8 protein-coding genes are annotated in these 16754 nt (G+C 64.0%); all 8 read right to left on the minus strand.

Going from position 1 to position 16754, the window contains the following annotated elements; all coding sequences use genetic code 11:
• Positions 1–7 precede the first annotated feature (7 nt).
• A complete protein-coding gene (gene glgC, locus AKG11_RS10050) occupies positions 8–1270 on the minus strand; it encodes a glucose-1-phosphate adenylyltransferase (RefSeq protein ID WP_024270891.1) in 1263 nt (420 codons plus the stop codon).
• A gap of 22 nt (positions 1271–1292) precedes the next feature.
• Entirely contained in the window at positions 1293–3506 is a 2214-nt protein-coding gene (glgB, locus tag AKG11_RS10055) for a 1,4-alpha-glucan branching protein GlgB (protein WP_050743778.1), read from the minus strand.
• Positions 3506–5965 (minus strand): glycogen/starch/alpha-glucan phosphorylase, encoded by a 2460-nt coding sequence (locus AKG11_RS10060; RefSeq protein ID WP_050743779.1) that lies wholly within the window; start codon positions 5963–5965, stop codon positions 3506–3508. The genes glgB and AKG11_RS10060 overlap by 1 nt, the downstream gene beginning before the upstream one ends.
• A 207-nt stretch (positions 5966–6172) precedes the next feature.
• On the minus strand, positions 6173–7414 hold the full coding sequence (locus AKG11_RS10065; protein ID WP_024270890.1) for a vWA domain-containing protein: 1242 nt from the start codon (positions 7412–7414) through the stop codon (positions 6173–6175).
• A 140-nt stretch (positions 7415–7554) separates the two neighbouring features.
• Positions 7555–8442, minus strand: a complete 888-nt coding sequence (locus AKG11_RS10070) for a transglutaminase family protein (protein ID WP_050743780.1) — start codon at positions 8440–8442, stop codon at positions 7555–7557.
• A gap of 22 nt (positions 8443–8464) precedes the next feature.
• Positions 8465–10858 (minus strand): circularly permuted type 2 ATP-grasp protein, encoded by a 2394-nt coding sequence (locus AKG11_RS10075; RefSeq protein ID WP_050743781.1) that lies wholly within the window; start codon positions 10856–10858, stop codon positions 8465–8467.
• Positions 10859–10901: 43 nt separating this feature from the next.
• Positions 10902–14222, minus strand: coding sequence for a transglutaminase family protein (locus AKG11_RS10080; protein WP_050743782.1), 3321 nt, complete (start codon positions 14220–14222; stop codon positions 10902–10904).
• Between the two features lie 101 nt (positions 14223–14323).
• Positions 14324–16570: a methyl-accepting chemotaxis protein gene (locus tag AKG11_RS10085; RefSeq protein ID WP_050743783.1), complete on the minus strand. Its 2247-nt coding sequence runs from the start codon at positions 16568–16570 to the stop codon at positions 14324–14326.
• Between the last annotated feature and the right edge of the window lie 184 nt (positions 16571–16754).

Raw genomic sequence — 16754 nt, forward strand, 5'->3', positions numbered from 1 at the left:
AGGACGACTAGAGCTCCAGCTTGTCGATCATGGGTTGGGTGATGAGGCAGATGCCGCCTTCCGACCGGCGGAAACGCTTGGCATCGAGCACCGGGTCCTCGCCGACGACGAGGCCTTCCGGAATGACGACGCCCCTGTCGATGACGACATTCCTGAGGTTGGCATGGCGGCCGATCATGACGTTGGGCAGCACGACGGCGCCTTCGAGACGGGAATAGGAATTGGCGCGCACGCCCGTGAAGAGGAGGCTGCGATGCAGCGTCGAGCCGGAGATAATGCAATCGCCGGAGACGAGCGAGGAGATCGCCGAGCCGCGGCGGTTCTCGTCGTCATGCACGAACTTTGCCGGCGGCTTGATCTCGGCGAAGGTCCAGATCGGCCAGGAGCTGTCGTAGATGTCGAGTTCCGGGGTGATGTCGGTGAGGTCGATATTGGCCTGCCAATAGGCATCGACCGTGCCGACGTCGCGCCAATAGGCCTCGCGCTCGAAATCGGAGCGCACGCAGGAGGCGGTGAAACGATGGGCGACGGCTTTGCCGTGCTCGACGATGTAGGGGATGATGTCCTTGCCGAAATCGCGGCTCGACGTCGGGTCGGCGGCGTCGCGCCGCAGGAGGTCCATCAGGAACTTCGTGTGAAAGACATAGATGCCCATGGAGGCGAGCGCCATGTCGGGATTGCCGGGAATGCTCGGCGGATCGGCCGGCTTCTCCACGAAGGCGATGATCTGGTCCTTGTCGTCGACATGCATGACGCCGAAGCCGGTTGCTTCCATGCGCGGCACTTCCAGGCACCCGATGGTGACCTGCGCGCCGGAATCGACGTGCTGCTGGAGCATCAGCTCGTAGTCCATTTTATAGATATGATCGCCGGCGAGGATGACCATGTATTCGACGCCGTAGTCTTCGATGATGTCGATATTCTGGTAGACGGCATCGGCGGTGCCCTCGTACCACTGTGTTTCGGACACACGCTGGCTGGCGGGCAGGATATCGAAGCTCTCGTTGCGCTCGGGGCGGAAGAAGTTCCAGCCGCGCTGCAGGTGACGGATCAACGAATGCGCCTTGTACTGGGTGGCGACGCCGATGCGGCGGATACCGGAGTTCAGCGCATTGGAGAGGGCGAAATCGATGATGCGCGCCTTGCCGCCGAAATAGACGGCGGGCTTGGCGCGCCGGTCTGTCAGTTCCTTGAGGCGGCTGCCGCGACCCCCCGCCAGAACATAGGCCATCGCGTCACGGGCGAGGGGTTGAATCCGCTTTTGCTCCATAGTGTCCTCCCGACAGTCGAATTTATGCGTCCAGCTCGAGCATCAGCGTCGCCAGCGGCGGCAGGGTGATCGTGGCTGTTATTCTTCCATTTGCCTGTTTCTTGGCCTGTACGGCGCCGCCGTTGCCCTTGCCGCTGCCGCCGTAGATTTCGGCGTCGGTGTTGAGAATTTCCCGCCAGCGGCCCTCCACCGGAAGCGGGACCCCATAATTCTCGCGATAGACGGGGGTGAAGTTGGTGACGATGGCGATCGGCTTCTCGCCCGGCGCCTTGCGCAGCCAGGCGAAGACGGAGTTCTCCCGGTCGTCGGCAATCAGCCATTCGAAGCCGTCGCCTTCGCAGTCGCGCGCATGCAGCGCCGCCTTGCGGCGGTATGTGCCGTTGAGATCCCGCACGAGCCGGCGCATGCCTTCGTGCAACGGATATTCGAGCAGGTTCCAGTCGAGTGCGCGGGTCTCGCTCCACTCCTGCCATTGCGCGAATTCCTGGCCCATGAACAACAGCTTCTTGCCGGGATAACCCCACATGAAGCTGTAATAGGCGCGCAGGTTTGCGAATTTCTGCCAATCGTCGCCGGCCATCTTGGCGATCAGCGAGCCCTTGCCGTGCACGACCTCGTCATGGCTGAGCGGCAGCACGAAGTTTTCCGTGAAGGCATAGAGCAGGCCGAAGGTCATGTCATTGTGGTGGAACTTGCGATGCACCGGCTCGCGCGACAGATATTGCAGCGTGTCGTGCATGAAGCCCATGTTCCACTTGAAGCCGAACCCGAGGCCACCGTCGTGCACCGGCGCCGAAACCTTTGGCCAGGAGGTGGATTCCTCCGCGATGGTCAGGATGCCGGGATGGGCGGCATAGACATGGGCGTTCATCGACTGCAGGAAGCGCACGGCCTCCAGGTTCTCGTTGCCGCCATATTCGTTCGGCACCCATTCGCCGTGCTTGCGCGAATAGTCGAGATAGAGCATCGAGGCGACCGCATCGACGCGCAGGCCGTCGAGATGGAATTTTTCTGCCCAGTAGAGCGCGTTGTTGATGAGGTAGGACAGGACCTCGGCGCGGCCGAAATTGTAGATCGCGGTGTTCCAGTCCGGATGAAAACCTTGCCGCGGATCCTCGTGCTCATAGAGTGCGGTGCCGTCGAAGTGACCAAGGCCATGCGCATCGGTCGGAAAATGCGCTGGCACCCAGTCGAGGATGACGCCGATGCCCACCTTGTGGCAGCCGTTGACGAAGCGGGCAAAACCTTCCGGCTCGCCGAAGCGGGCGGTCGGCGAGTAGAGGCCGGTCGTCTGATAGCCCCAGGACGGGTCGAAGGGGAATTCCGAGATCGGCAGGAACTCGATATGGGTGAAGCCCATGTCGACACAGTAGGGGATCAGGCGGTTCGCCAGTTCGTCCCAGGTGAGGAAGTCGCCATTGTCGTTCTTCTGCCAGGAACCGGCATGCACCTCGTAGATCGAGATCGGCTGGCGGCGGGCGTCCGCCGAGGCCCAGTGCGCCAGGTGCGCCTTGTCCTCCCAGGCCTGGTCGATCGGCCCTGTCGTCATGGAGGCGTTGGCGGGGCGGAGCTCCGAGCGGCGGGCGAAAGGATCGGCCTTCAGCGGCAGGACCTCGCCGTCGATGCCGACGATCTCGTATTTGTAGGCATGGCCGGTGGTGATGCCGGGCAGGAAGATTTCCCAGATGCCTGTGTCGCGGCGTAGCCGCATCGCATTCCGCCGGCCGTCCCAGTTGTTGAAGTTGCCGACAATGGAGACCCGCTTGGCATTTGGCGCCCAGACGGCGAAGTGGAAGCCCTCGATGCCCTCGAGCGTCATTGGATGAGCGCCCATCTTGTCGAAGAGGCGAAGATGCGAGCCCTCGCGGATGTAGTAGTCGTCCATCGGGCCGAGCACCGGGCCGAAGGAATAGGGATCGACCACCACCCACTCGCCGCTGTCATTGCGTGCGCGGTAGCGGATCGGCTGAAGCTTCTTGAGGGAGACCTCGCCGGCGAAGATGCCGGCCGGATCGACCTGCGTCAGCACGCCGATCTCCTTGCCCGAGAGCGTCTCGGCGGTCACCTCTGCGGCGCCGGGCAGGAAGCAGCGGGCGACATGGCCGTCGCCGGCCGCGTGCAGGCCGAGCACTGCGAACGGGTCGCAGTGCCGGCTTTCCAAGATCGCGTCGATGTCTGCCTTCGCCAGAAGCTCTGACGGTCCCCCCGTCGTGCCTTTTTTCGGCGGTGCGGTCATCAGGCTCTCCAGATTTCCTTGGCGTATTGGCGAATGGTGCGGTCGGATGAGAACCAGCCCATGCGGGCCGTGTTGCGGATTGTCTTGGAGTACCAGGATGCCTTGTCGTTCCAGATGGCATCGACATCGCGCTGGGCTCTGGCATAGGCGTCGAAATCGGCTGCGACCATGAACCAGTCATGATTGTAGAGGCCATCGACGAGACCGGCGAAGCGGTTGCGGTCATCAGGCGAGAAAACGCCCGAGGAGATTGCGGCGAGCGCCTGCGACAGCTCCTTCGACTGCTCGATGATGGCGCGTGGATTGTGCCCCTCGGCCCTGACCTTCGCCACCTCTTCCGCCGTCATGCCGAAGATCACGATGTTCTCCTCGCCCACATGGTCGCGCATCTCGACATTGGCTCCGTCGAGCGTGCCGATCGTCAGCGCGCCGTTCAACGCGAACTTCATGTTGCCGGTTCCAGACGCTTCCATGCCCGCAGTGGAAATCTGCTCCGAAAGATCGGCGGCCGGCACCATGATCTCGGCGAGCGAGACGTTGTAGTTCGGAACGAAGACGACCTTGAGCAGGCCGCGCACCGCCGGGTCGTTGTTGATTACCTTCGCCACGTCGTTGGCGAGCTTGATGATCAGCTTGGCGTTGTGGTAGCTCGGCGCCGCCTTGCCGGCGAAGAGTTTTACCCGGGGAACCCAGTCGAGTTCCGGGTGCGAGCGGATCTGGTCATAGAGCGCCACGGCCTCGATGATGTTCAGCAGCTGGCGCTTGTATTCGTGGATGCGCTTGATCTGGATGTCGAACATCGCGGCGGGATCGATCCTGGCGCCCATGCGGCTGCCGACGAGATTGGCGAGGCGGTTCTTGTTCTCCCGCTTGATCGCGGCGAAACGCTCCTGGAAATCTCGGTTGTCAGCGAAGGCGTCGAGCGCCTTCAGCGCCTCGGCATCGTCCATGAAGGCATCGCCGATCGCTTCGCGGATCAGGTTGAAAAGCCCCGGATTACACTGCATCAGCCAGCGGCGTGGCGTGATGCCGTTGGTCTTGTTGTTGATGCGGTCCGGATAGAGCTTGTGCAGGTCGGCGAAGACCGTTTCCTTCATCAGTTCGGTATGCAGTGCCGAAACGCCGTTGATCGAGTGCGAGCCGACGAAGGCGAGATTGCCCATGCGCACACGCCGCTCGCCCGATTCCTCGATCAGCGAGATGTTGCGGATGCGCTGATCCTCGAAACCCTTTTCCTTGCGTGCCACGATGAGAATTTTGGCATTGATCGCGTAGACGATCTGCATATGGCGTGGCAGCAGGCGCTCAAGCAGCGGCACCGGCCAGCTTTCCAGTGCTTCCGGCAGCAGCGTGTGGTTGGTGTAGGAGAAGGTGCGGTGGGCGATGTCCCAGGCCGTATCGAACTCGATGCCGTGCACGTCGGTGAGCAATCGCACCAGTTCGGCGACGGAAATGGCCGGGTGCGTGTCGTTCAGCTGGATCGCCACGGCATCCGGCAGTGACGTGAAGTCGGGATATTGCTGCAGGTGGCGGCGCAGGATGTCCTGCAGCGAGGCGGAGCAGAAGAAGAACTCCTGCCTGAGGCGCAGTTCCTGGCCGGCGGAGGTGGCGTCGGCCGGGTAGAGGACGCGCGTCAGGCTCTCCGCCTTGTTGCTCTCGCGCAGGGCGCCGATATGGTCGCCGGCATTGAACGCATCGAGCAGGATCGGGTCGATCGGGTTGGCGGCCCACAGGCGCAGCGTGTTGACGCGCTTGGCCCGCCAGCCGACGGCCGGCGTGTCATAGGCCGTCGCGATGACGCGTTCGGCCGGCTTCCAGACGAAGCGCTGCTTGTCCTCGCCGATATTGATCGTTTCCACGGCGCCGCCGAAGCCTATTTCATAGGAGCTTTCGCGCCGTTCGAACTCCCAGGGGTTGCCGTGGGCGAGCCAGGTTTCCGGAAGCTCCACCTGCCAGCCGTCCGCCATCTGCTGGCGGAAGAGGCCGTGCACGTAGCGGATGCCGTAGCCATAGGCCGGCACGTCGACCGTCGCCATGCTTTCCATGAAACAGGCGGCAAGGCGCCCGAGGCCGCCGTTGCCGAGGGCAGCATCCGGCTCCAGTTCGGCGATGATGTCGAGATCGACGCCGAGCGAGGCGAGCGCGTGGCGCATCTCGTCCATGATGCCGATATTCGTCATGGCGTCGCGCATCAGGCGGCCAATGAGAAATTCGAGCGATAGATAATAGACGCGCTTTGCGCCCGTTGCATAGGTTCGGCGGGTGGAGTCCATCCACTTGTCGGTGATGCGATCGCGCGCGACGAGGATGGCCGCCGTCAGCCAGTCATGCGGCTTGGCCACTTTCGGGTCCTTGCCGATACGATATTTGAGGCGCTCCAGAAGCTCGGTCGCAAGTTGTTCGCGATCGGATGATCGGGGGGCGGGAGCGAGATCGTTGTTGGTAACCCGGTTCATCATTGGTGAACTTTGCCCCCTCGCATTCTGTGCGTCCGTTCTCGCGAAAGTCGCGTTTAAATCAATTTATGCATCTATCCGAAGCGCTTGCAACAGGCTTTTCTAGAAAGGCCGCATGCATTTTCGACATGCCTGAAACACGTTGAATATGCTAAAAAACCCGCTGGGCCGGCCCAGCGGGTTTTGCTTTTTCCTATAGCGGAATGCCGCTTATTTGGTCAGGCGGGAGACCACCGCGGAGGTCCGCTCGCCGATCACCTTGAAGGCCGCGACGAGGGCTGCCATGTTCTCGGCCTGGAAATAGTGCGAAGCGCTCGATGCACAATCCTTGAGCAGATTCTGGCCGCGGGTCGGTGCCATGAAGGCAACGGTGTAGACCTCCATGCCATCATTCTTGGCCGAGGTGCAGGTTGCCTTCGTGCTCGTGTCGTCGGCCGTGTTGTTGTTGTCGCCATCCGTCATGAGGACGATGTATTTGGTCGGAACCTGGCCGTTCTTATCCCTGTGAGCGGTGTTTTCGGACGCTTCCTTCAGCCTGTTGTAAGCCGTCTTCATGGCTGCGCCGGAGGCCGTGCCGCCATTGGCGTCGAGCTTGTTGACGTAGTCCAGCGAGCTTGTGAAGCCCCAGGCCAGCGCACTTGGTGTATAGCTCACCGAATCATAGGCGATGGTGCCTGTGCGCACGAAGGTGTCTGTCGGGTCGGCCGCCTTGAACTGAGTGAAGAGGCTTGCCACAGCGAGCTTCAGCGCGGCCATCTTGGAAACGTAGCACGGGCTCGTCGCCTTGGTCTTGGTGTTGCCCCAGTTCGATTCTGTCCAGTTGATGCAGGACTTTACCGCTGCGTCCTTCTCGTTGGTGATCCAGGCCATCGAGCCGGATTTGTCGAGCACGAGGAACATCGAGAGGGCGTTCTTCGATTCCGTCGCGCTTTCCGCCGAGCTTGCGGCGTTCATCGTGGTCTTCGTCTGGCCGAGAAGCCGCGTGAAGGGGTTGAACTTCATCTCGTAGCTTGTCGAGACGTTCACTTTGAACGATTTGCCGTTGCCGACCAGCGCCGTTTCGATGATCTCGACGACGGTCGAGGCATCGAAATCGTATTCTTCCACGCCATTTTCGTTGCCGTCCGAACCGCTCGTCCCTTCCGTCTTGGCCTTTTCCTCTTCCTCTTTGGTCGAGCCGCTCATCTGTGTCTTCAGGAAGCTCATCGCGATGACCTTCGCCTCGGAGATGCTCTTGCCGTCGTTGGCCAGTGCGGAGGCCGCCGCGAGGGCGGCCGCGTCGGCGGCGTCCTGCAATTCGGCTTTCTTCATGACCATGGTGGTCAGGTCGATGGCGACGCCACCGGCGGCCAGCATGACCGGGAAGACGAGCGCCGTCATCATTCCGAAATTACCGCCGCGGTCCCGCAGAAGGCGGGAGACCCAGGTCTTTCTTTCCGTATTCTTCGTCATGAGAACTCACCCACCATCTTCATAATGTGGGGGGAAGCTAGCAGCGAAGTGTTATTTAACGGTTCGGGTGCGTGGTATAGTTTTCGTAAAATTGCAAAGACCTTGAAAATCCGGTCTTCCCGGTTGTTTCCAAACGGGATTTACGCCGTCTGCCGCACCGGAATGACGTCGACCGCCTGGCTCGTCTTGTGCTGGCCGTAGCCCTTGAGCACGCCGATGACCGGGGCGACGTCGGCATAGTCGCGGCCGTAGCCGACGACGATGTGATCGGTCCCGGCGGGGATGTTGTTGGTCGGGTCGAGCTCCATCCAGCCGTTCACCCGGCCGCACCAGTAGCGCACCCAGGCATGCATGGCATCCGCCCCCTCCAGCCGCTCCTTGCCTGGCGGGGGGATGGTGCGCAGGAACCCGCTGACATAGCCGGCGGGAATGCCGAGGCTGCGCAGCGCCACGATCATCACATGGGTAAAGTCCTGGCAGACGCCGCGCTTCAGCTTGAAGGCCTCGCGCGGGGTGGTGTCGACGTTGGTCGCCTTCGGATCGTAGGTGAAGTCCTTGTGGATGCGCGCGCAGACGGCCGTGGCGATGGCGCGGATCGTCATGTCGGGTTTGACGATCGAACGGGCGTATTCGGCGATCTCGGGGCAATCCTTCAGCCGCGGGCTCGGGCCGGTATAGTGGTGCGGCGAGCCGGCATCGAGCGACCAGTAGTTGGCGATATCCTCCGGCAGGTCGGCAACGCGGGGGGAAAAGTCGGCGGCCGGTTCCGGCACGTCGACATGCACGCGCGCCTGCATGCGGATATCCAGCCGCTCATGCGCATTGCGAAAGAGGATGGCGCTCATCGGGTTGTCGAAGAAGTCGTTGTGGTCGACCCGTTCGCCGGGGCCGGGTGTTACGCCCACCGTGCCGGCGACCAGCCGCTGGCGCCCGCCGATCGACAGCGGCAGCACGCGCACGATATGCCGGCCGCCGGAAACCGGCGTGTCGTAGAGGTAGCTGATATGGAGGTTGACGTCGTAGAGCATGGTTTCGGCGCCTCCCCCTCGCTCAGCTCAGATAGGTCTTCGCAAGAATGTCGGACAGCTTTTCGAGTTCCGCCTCGAAACGCTTGTACACCGCATCCGTCATGGTTTCCGGCGTCATCACCGCCAGGCCCGCATGCAGGCGCATCGCCTCGCGGTAGAAGGGCGACATCTGACCGTTGGCATAGGCGTTCGGCAATTGCTCGACTTCGTTCTTGATCTCGTTGAGCTGGTAGAGGATCGAGCGCGGGTTGAGCGGGTCGAGTGCGAGCAGGTCGGTGACCGTCAGGCGTGCGGTCGCGACATTGTAGCGGCGGCGGTGGGTCATGACGCTGTCGCCGATTTCCAACAGCATGTCGAGCGCGCCGTCGGGCGCGTCCTCGCCGGACATGTGGCCGAGCAGGCGCGTCATGTGCAGCCCGCGTTCGAGATAGCGGCCGATGGACAGGAAACGCCAGCCGGTGAAGCGGTACATGTTTTCATGCACGAGACCGGCGAAGCCTGCGAGCTTTCGCAACAGCACGGTCATGGCGCGTGTCGCGTCGTCGCCGGCCTGCACGTTGACATGGAAGCGGCGCGCCGTCTTGGAAAGGTCGTTCAGCGCCAGCCAGCCATCCGGCGAGAAACGGTCGCGGATGTTGCTGGCGGAGAAGACGGCGCTGTCGATGTTGCGGATGAGGCTTGTCGGCACCGCCTCCGACGTATCGATGTCGAGCGCTTCGAGATAGTCGCTGACGTCCTTCAGCAGCGGTTGTTCCGGATTGGCATATTCGGCGTAGCGACCGTGCCAGGCGCGCAGGATGCGCAGCGCCCCTTCCGCCCGCTCGATGTAGCGGCCGAGCCAGAAGAGGTTGTCGGCCGCGCGGCTCGGCAGGCTGCCGGGCATGTTGCGGGTAAAAACCTCTTCGGCGGGCAGCAGCGACGTGCGCTCGACGGGTTTCGGGCTGACGATCCAGACGTCCGCCGCCGAACCGCCCTCCTGCATGGCGATGGCCGAGACATTGTCGCCGGCGCCGATGCGGGCGAAACCGCCGGGCATGATCTGCCAGCCGTCGCGCGTGCGGGCGGCGAAGACGCGCAGCGACATCGGCCGCGGCACGAGTTTTCCCTCGACGAAAGCCGGCGTGGTGGAGAGCGTCACGGCCTCTTGACCGACCAGTTTGGCACCGTCGGAGGCCAGCCATTCGGCGATCGATTGTTTCGCGGTGTCGCGCAGCGTCGAGCCGAGCACGGATTGTTCGTTGTCGTCGAAGAACGGCCGCGTGGAATAGGCCGGGCCGATGACCATGCGCTCGATATGGGCCGCGACATGTTCGCGCTCGCTCTTCTGGCCGCACCACCAGGTCGCGACGGAGGGGAGGAGCTGGTCCTCGCCGAGCAGTTGCCGACAGATGTTCGGGAGGAACGCGAGGAAGGCGCGCGTCTCGACGATCCCGGCGCCGAGCGCGTTGACGAAGGTGACGGAGCCGGAGCGCAGCGCCTCGACCATGCCGGGCGTGCCGATATGGGAGTTCTGGTTCAGCTCCAGCGGATCGGCGAAGGAGGCGTCAAGCCGCCGCCACAGCACGCCGATCGGTTTCAGGCCGGCAACGGTGCGCACCATGACCTTGCCGCCGACGACCGTCAGGTCCTCGCCCTCCAGCAGCATGAAGCCGAGATAGCGGGCGATATAGGCGTGTTCGAAATAGGTCTCGTTGGCAAGGCCCGGCGTCAGGACGGCGATGCGGTCCTCGGCCGATTTGTTGGCCTGCAGCGTGTTGCGGAAGGCGCCGAAGAAGCCGGCGAGGCGATGGGCGTGGGTCTCCGCGTAGACATCGGAGAAGGCGCGGGTGGTTGCCACGCGGTTTTCCAGCGCAAAACCGGCGCCGGAGGGAGCCTGCGTGCGGTCGGACAACACCCACCAGTTGCCGTCAGGCCCGCGGCCGATCTCGAAGGAGACGAAGTGCAGGAAATGCTGGCCGGCAGGATGCACGCCGACGAGCGGGCGCAGGAACTCGCTGTTGGAGGCGACGAGGGCAGGAGGCAGGAGGCCGCTCGCGACAAGCTCGTTCTTGCCGTAGATATCGGCGACGACGGCCTCCAGCAGTTCGGCGCGCTGGATGAGGCCGCGGGAGAGGTTTTCCCACTCCGCTTCGTTGATCAGCACGGGAATGTGCGAGAGCGGCCAGGCACGATCGGTGTTCGCCTCCTTGCCGTAGGCGCGGTAGAAGACGCCGGCATCGCGCAGATACCGGTCGGCGCGGGCGAAGCGGCCGGCAAGGTCGGCCTCGTCCATGCGGCCGAGCGCATTCAGGAAATGCCGCCAGACGGGGCGCACCTTGCCGTCGGTGTCGACCATCTCGTCGGCCACCTCGGGAAGCGGGGCATAGGCGTGAGCCGGCTCTTTCGCCGCACTGGCCGCCCTGCGTTCCGCCCCCATACTCGTGGTCTTCAATCCATTCACTCCTGGAGGAGGCTAAACACTAGATACCGGCGGGCCGGCGCAAATCCAGCGTCAGCGGGAAATCCGCCGGCGGGGTTTCCGGCCACAGCGTATAACCGCCCGCCCTGTGCCCCCAGGGCTCGAACCGTGCCAGCCGGCGCGCCTCGGCCTCGTTGCCGTTGACCGGAAAGGTGTCATAGTTGCGTCCACCCGGATGGGCAACGTGGTAAATGCAGCCTCCGATCGCGCGCCGTGACCATGTATCATAAATGTCGAAAGTAAGCGGTGTATTGACGGGCAGCACAGGATGCAGGCCCGAGGCCGGCTGCCAGGCCTTGTAGCGCACGCCGGCAACCGAAACGCCCCGCGCGCCGGCCTGCCTCAGCGGCACCGGCCGGCCGTTGCAGGCGATGGTGTAGCGCTCCGGATTGGCCGTCTCCAGCTTGACCTGCAGGCGCTCCACGGACGAATCGACATACCGCACCGTGCCGCCGATCGCACCCTGTTCGCCCATGACATGCCAGGGTTCGAGCGCCTGGCGCACCTCCAGCTTCGCGCCCTCGTATTCGACTTCGCCGCAGAAGGGGAAGCGGAATTCGAGCTGGGCGGAAAACCATTCGGGGCGAAGGTCGAAGCCGTTCGCCTTGAGGTCGGCGAGCACATCGAGAAAATCCTGCCAGACAAAATGCGGCAGCATGAAACGGTCGTGCAGCGTGGTGCCCCAACGCACGAAACTTCCTTTCGCCGGGGTCAGCCAGAAGCGGGCGATGAGGGCACGGATCAGCAATTGCTGGGCAAGGCTCATGCGGGCGTTCGGCGGCATTTCGAAGCCGCGGAACTCGACGAGGCCGAGGCGGCCGGTCGGTCCATCTGGCGAGAACAGCTTGTCGATGCAGATTTCCGAGCGGTGTGTATTGCCGGTGACGTCGGTCAGGAGGTTGCGGAACAGCCGGTCGACCAGCCAGGGCAGCGGCGGCGCGCCTTCGCCGGGGGCAGGCACCTGGGAAAGCGCGATCTCCAGTTCGTAGAGCGAATCGTGCCGGGCCTCGTCGATGCGCGGTGCCTGGCTGGTCGGGCCGATGAACAGGCCGGAAAACAGGTAGGAGAGCGCGGGGTGGCGTTGCCAGTGCAGCACGAGGCTTTTCAGCAGGTCCGGGCGACGCAGGAACGGGCTGTCGTTCGGGCTCCTGCCGCCGACGACCACATGGTTGCCGCCGCCCGTGCCGGTGTGGCGGCCGTCGATCATGAACTTGTCGGCGCCGAGGCGGGATTGGCGTGCCTCCTCGTAGACGGCGCTGGTGATGTCGACGCAGTCGTCCCAATCGGAGGCCGGGTGGATGTTCACCTCGATGACGCCTGGGTCCGGCGCGACGCGGATGACGTTGATGCGCTCGTCATGCGGCGGCGCATAACCCTCGATATGGACGGGCAGGCCGAGGGCAGCGGCGGCGCGTTCGGCCGAGGCGATGAGGTCGAGATAGTCTTCCACGCTGACGGTCGGCGGCATGAAGACGCAGAGCCGGCCGTCGCGCGGCTCGACGGAGATGGCGGTGCGCACGTGGCCGCCGATTTCGTCGGTGGACTGCGGCACCTGCGACTGCTGTCCGGCAAAGGGCTGGAAATGCGCGGCCTGCTGGGGACGGCCCGGATCCTTTTCGAAATCCGGCAGGTCGTCGCGCGGAATGCACGGGTCCATCGGATTGATATACGGGTAGACCGCCGGTGACAGCCAGGGCAGGGTGGTAAGCGGCAGGCGGTAGCCGACAGGGCTGTCGCCCGGCACGAGGAACAGGCGGCCGCGACGGGTGCTCCACTTCTCACTCGACCAGCGGCGGCCGTTGGCGCGGGAATTCCACGCCTGCACGGGCAGCACGTAGCCGGTGGGGCGGGTCAGGCCGCGATCGAAGACGCGGGCGATACGGCTGCGCTCTTCCGGGTCTTCGAGCTTGGAGTTCGACGGGTCGACATTTTCGGGAAGGTTCGCCTCCTTGACCAGCCATTCCGCCGGGTCCTCGAAAGCGGGCACCACCATGTCGGGCGCGATATCGAGTTCGCCGGCGATGGCGGTCAGCAATCGGCCGGCATCGTCCTCGGTGACGGGGCGCACGACGCCCTCTTCGGCGATGAGATCGGGGTTTTGCCAGATCGGCTTGCCGTCGCGCCGCCAGTAAAGCGAAAAGGTCCAGCGCGGCAGGCTTTCGCCGGGATACCACTTGCCCTGGCCGTAATGCAGGAAGCCGCCGGGCGCGAATTTTTCGCGCAGGCGGCGGATCAGCGTGTCGGCCTTCTCGCGCTTGGTCGGGCCGACGGCGGCGGTGTTCCATTCGTCGGATTCGAAATCGTCGATGGAGACGAAGGTCGGCTCGCCGCCCATGGTGAGGCGCACGTCATTGGCGGTGAGCACGCTATCGACCTCGCGGCCGAGCGCGTTCAGCGCGTCCCAGCTCTCGTCGGAAAACGGCTTTGTAATGCGCGGGTGCTCGGCGACGCGCTTCACCGTCATGGCGAAGTCGAATTCGGTGTTCGCCTCGCCGAAATAGCCGCCGGATATTGGCGCGGCGTTGCGGTAGTGTGGCGTGGCGGCGAGCGGGATGTGGCTTTCGCCGGTGAGGAGACCGGAGGTCGGATCGAGACCGATCCAGCCGGCGCCGGGAAGATAGACCTCGCACCAGGCATGCAGGTCCGTGAAATCGACCTCGGTGCCCGAGGGGCCGTCGAGCGCCTTCAGGTCCGGTGTGAGCTGGATGAGGTAGCCGGAGACGAAGCGGGCGGCAAAACCGAGATTGCGCAGGATCTGCACCAGCAGCCAGCTCGAATCGCGGCAGGAACCGCGGGCAACCGTCAGCGTCTCCTCCGGCGCCTGCACGCCGGGCTCCATGCGGATGACGTAGCCGATCTCCTGCTGCAGCCTCGCATTGAGGCCGACAACCATGTCGATGGTGCGCTGGCGCGAGCGGTCGATCGTCTTCAGGAAATCTTCGAGCGCCGGGGTCAGCGGCTCGGGCGTGCGATAGATATTCAGGTCTTCGCTGAGGTCCTCCGGATAATCGAAGGGCCAGTGTTCGGCCTCCTCCTCCACGAAGAAGTCGAAGGGATTGTAGACCGTCATGTCAGCAATGAGATCGACCTCGATCTTCAGCTCCGTCACCGGATCGGGGAAGACGTAGCGGGCGAGGTAGTTGCCGTAGGGGTCCTGCTGGAGGTTCACGAAATGGTTTTCCGGCGAAACCTTCAGCGAGTGGCTGATGACCTTGGTTCTGGAATGCGCCGCCGGCTTCAGCCGGATAATCTGGGGTCCGAGGCGGACCGGCTTGTCGTAGATATAGTGGGTGAGGTGGTAGATACCGGCCTTGATCGACATGCGCGCTTTGATCCCCTCGGACGGTCTTCTGCCGTCATCGAGGGGAGTTTGTGCAATGCGAAGAAAGATTGCAAGCGCGATCGCCGCGCGCTTTCAAAGGATTACGCGATGCGCCGGAGCATGGGGCGCGCCGCCGGTGCCTCATGCGGGATTTCGAACTGGCCGACGAGACGGGCGAGCATCGCCGACTCGTCCGAAAGACGGTGCGTGACGGCGCTGCTTTCCTCGACCATCGCGGCGTTCTGCTGCGTGACCGTATCGAGCTGGCGGATCGTCGTGTTGATCTCGTGGATGCCGACGGACTGGTCGCGCGCGGCCCGGGCGATTTCCTTGATCTCGGCGTCGATGGCATGGACCTTGCCGGCAATATCGCGCAGCACGCTGCCGGTCTCGCGCACGAGGCCCGCCCCGCGCGCCACCTCGCCGGCGGACTTGGTGATCAGCGCCTTCACCTCGCGCGCGGCGCTTGCCGTGCGCTGGGCAAGTTCGCGCACCTCCTGGGCGACGACGGCGAAACCCTTGCCGGCCTCCCCGGCGCGCGCGGCCTCGACGCCGGCATTCAACGCCAGAAGGTTGGTCTGGAAGGCGATATCGTCGATGACGCCGATGATGTTGCCGATTTCGCGCGAGGAGGTCTCGATCTTGCCGATGGCGCCGACGACATTGTCGACGACCTGTTCGGAAGCGGCGGAGCTTTTCTTGGTATCGGAGGCGAGGCGCTCGGCGACCGTCGTGCGCTCGGCGGCCGATTGCACGGCCTGGGTCATCTCGGCAAGCGCCGTCGCGGCCTCGCCGAGCGAGGCGGCCTGGCGCTCGGTGCGGCTGGAAAGCTGCACGAGCGCCTCCTGCATTTCGCCGGAATCGTCGCGGATGCGGTGGGTGTTGATGCGCACCGTCGTCATGGCTTCGGCGAGGCGCTCGATGGAGACGTTGTAGTCCGTACGGATGCGATCGAGCGCGGCAATGAAGGGCGTGTCGATCCGTCGGGTGAGGTCGCCGCTTGCGAGGTGTTGCAGCGCTTCGGCAAGGTGCTGGACGGCGGCTTCCGTCTCTGCGTCCTCGGCCGCTTTGGCGGCATCGCGGGCGGCACGTTCGCTTTCGGCGTCTTCGCGCATCGTCGCCGTTTCCTGTTGCAAACGTTCCTTTTCGATTGCCGCGTCGCGGAAGACGACGACGGAGCGGGCCATGTCGCCGATTTCGTCGCGACGCTCCTGGCCGTTGCAGGCGATGGTGGTGTCGCCGGCGGCAAGGCGCCCCATGTCGGAGACGAGGGCGGTGATCGGGCGCGAGAGGCGGCTGGCGAAGAGGAAGCCGACGGCGGCGGTGATGAGGAGCACGCCGAGCGAGATCAGCAGGGTCCAGTTGATGAGGCGATTGAGGCCGACGAAAACCTCGCTGGAGGCCATGACGGCGGCGACCGTCCAGGTGTGGCCGAGGAAATCGAAGCGCGCGGCGGCGAGTTTTGCCTCGCGGCCGCGATGATCGGGAAGGGTCGCCTTGGCGATATCAGTACCGTCTTCGGCAGTCAGCAGGTCCGGTGCGATGCGCATGGCGAATATGTCGGCATCGGCGCCATGCGCGGGGCGGGTGAGGAGGGTGCCTTCGGCGTTCAGCAGCATGGCCTCGCCGGTTTCGCCAAGGCCGACTGGATTGTTCAGCCTGGCAGTGATGCGCTCGCTCGGCAGTGCGACGACGAGCACGCCGATCTTGCCGGCGACGGAGGAGACGGGCGCGGCAAGGAAGGCCGTGGCGCGGCCGGCGGGGGCGTAGGCCTCGAAATCCCCGAAGGACACGATGGCCGTGTCCGTACCCGGTGCCGCCTCCGCGAAAACCCTGGCGAGACCGGTGTCCTTGAGCGTTGCGCCGCTCAAGACATTGCCGCCGAAATCGCCGTGTTTCTTCAGTGAATAGACGACGTCGCCGCTGAGGTTGACCAGCAGCATGTCGTCAAAACCCTGTGCCTCGGCGTTGCGCTGGAAGAAGCCGTGATAGCGGCCGTGCAACTGGTCGAATTTATCGATCTCGGCGGATTTCAGCTCGGCCTTGCCGCCGTAACGGCGTTGCAGCTCACCCGTGCGGTCGCCCTCGATGGCGCCTAGCGCGCCGGAAAAATCGTCGAGCGCCTTGGCGATCACCTTCTGGCCGGCAAGATCGCGCGTCTCCTTGACGACCGATTGCAGATATTGCGCCAGCTCGTTGCGCCGTCCGTCGGCCAACGTTTCGAGTTTTGTCATGGCGGCCGCGGTCGATTGGCTGGCGCTCAGCGTGAGGCTTGCGATGCTGGTCGCGGAAATGGCGATAACAGCCAGCAGCAGGGCTGCAAGCGAAAGCTTGATGGAAAGGCGCATGGGATGATTTCTGAAAAAGATACGCAGCTACAGATCATGCCGGCGTCGGCGGTCAGAAGGCGCATCCTGCAGCCGGAGCCTGTCCGGTTCTGACGGCCTATCCATACCGTCTCGTCATGACGGCTCCATGACTGTTTCATGAAGGCTGTGGAAAGGCAGGGCGGCTGGGCCGCCCCGCGCAGTC

This window comes from Shinella sp. SUS2 (assembly GCF_001262505.1).
GTDB lineage: Bacteria > Pseudomonadota > Alphaproteobacteria > Rhizobiales > Rhizobiaceae > Shinella.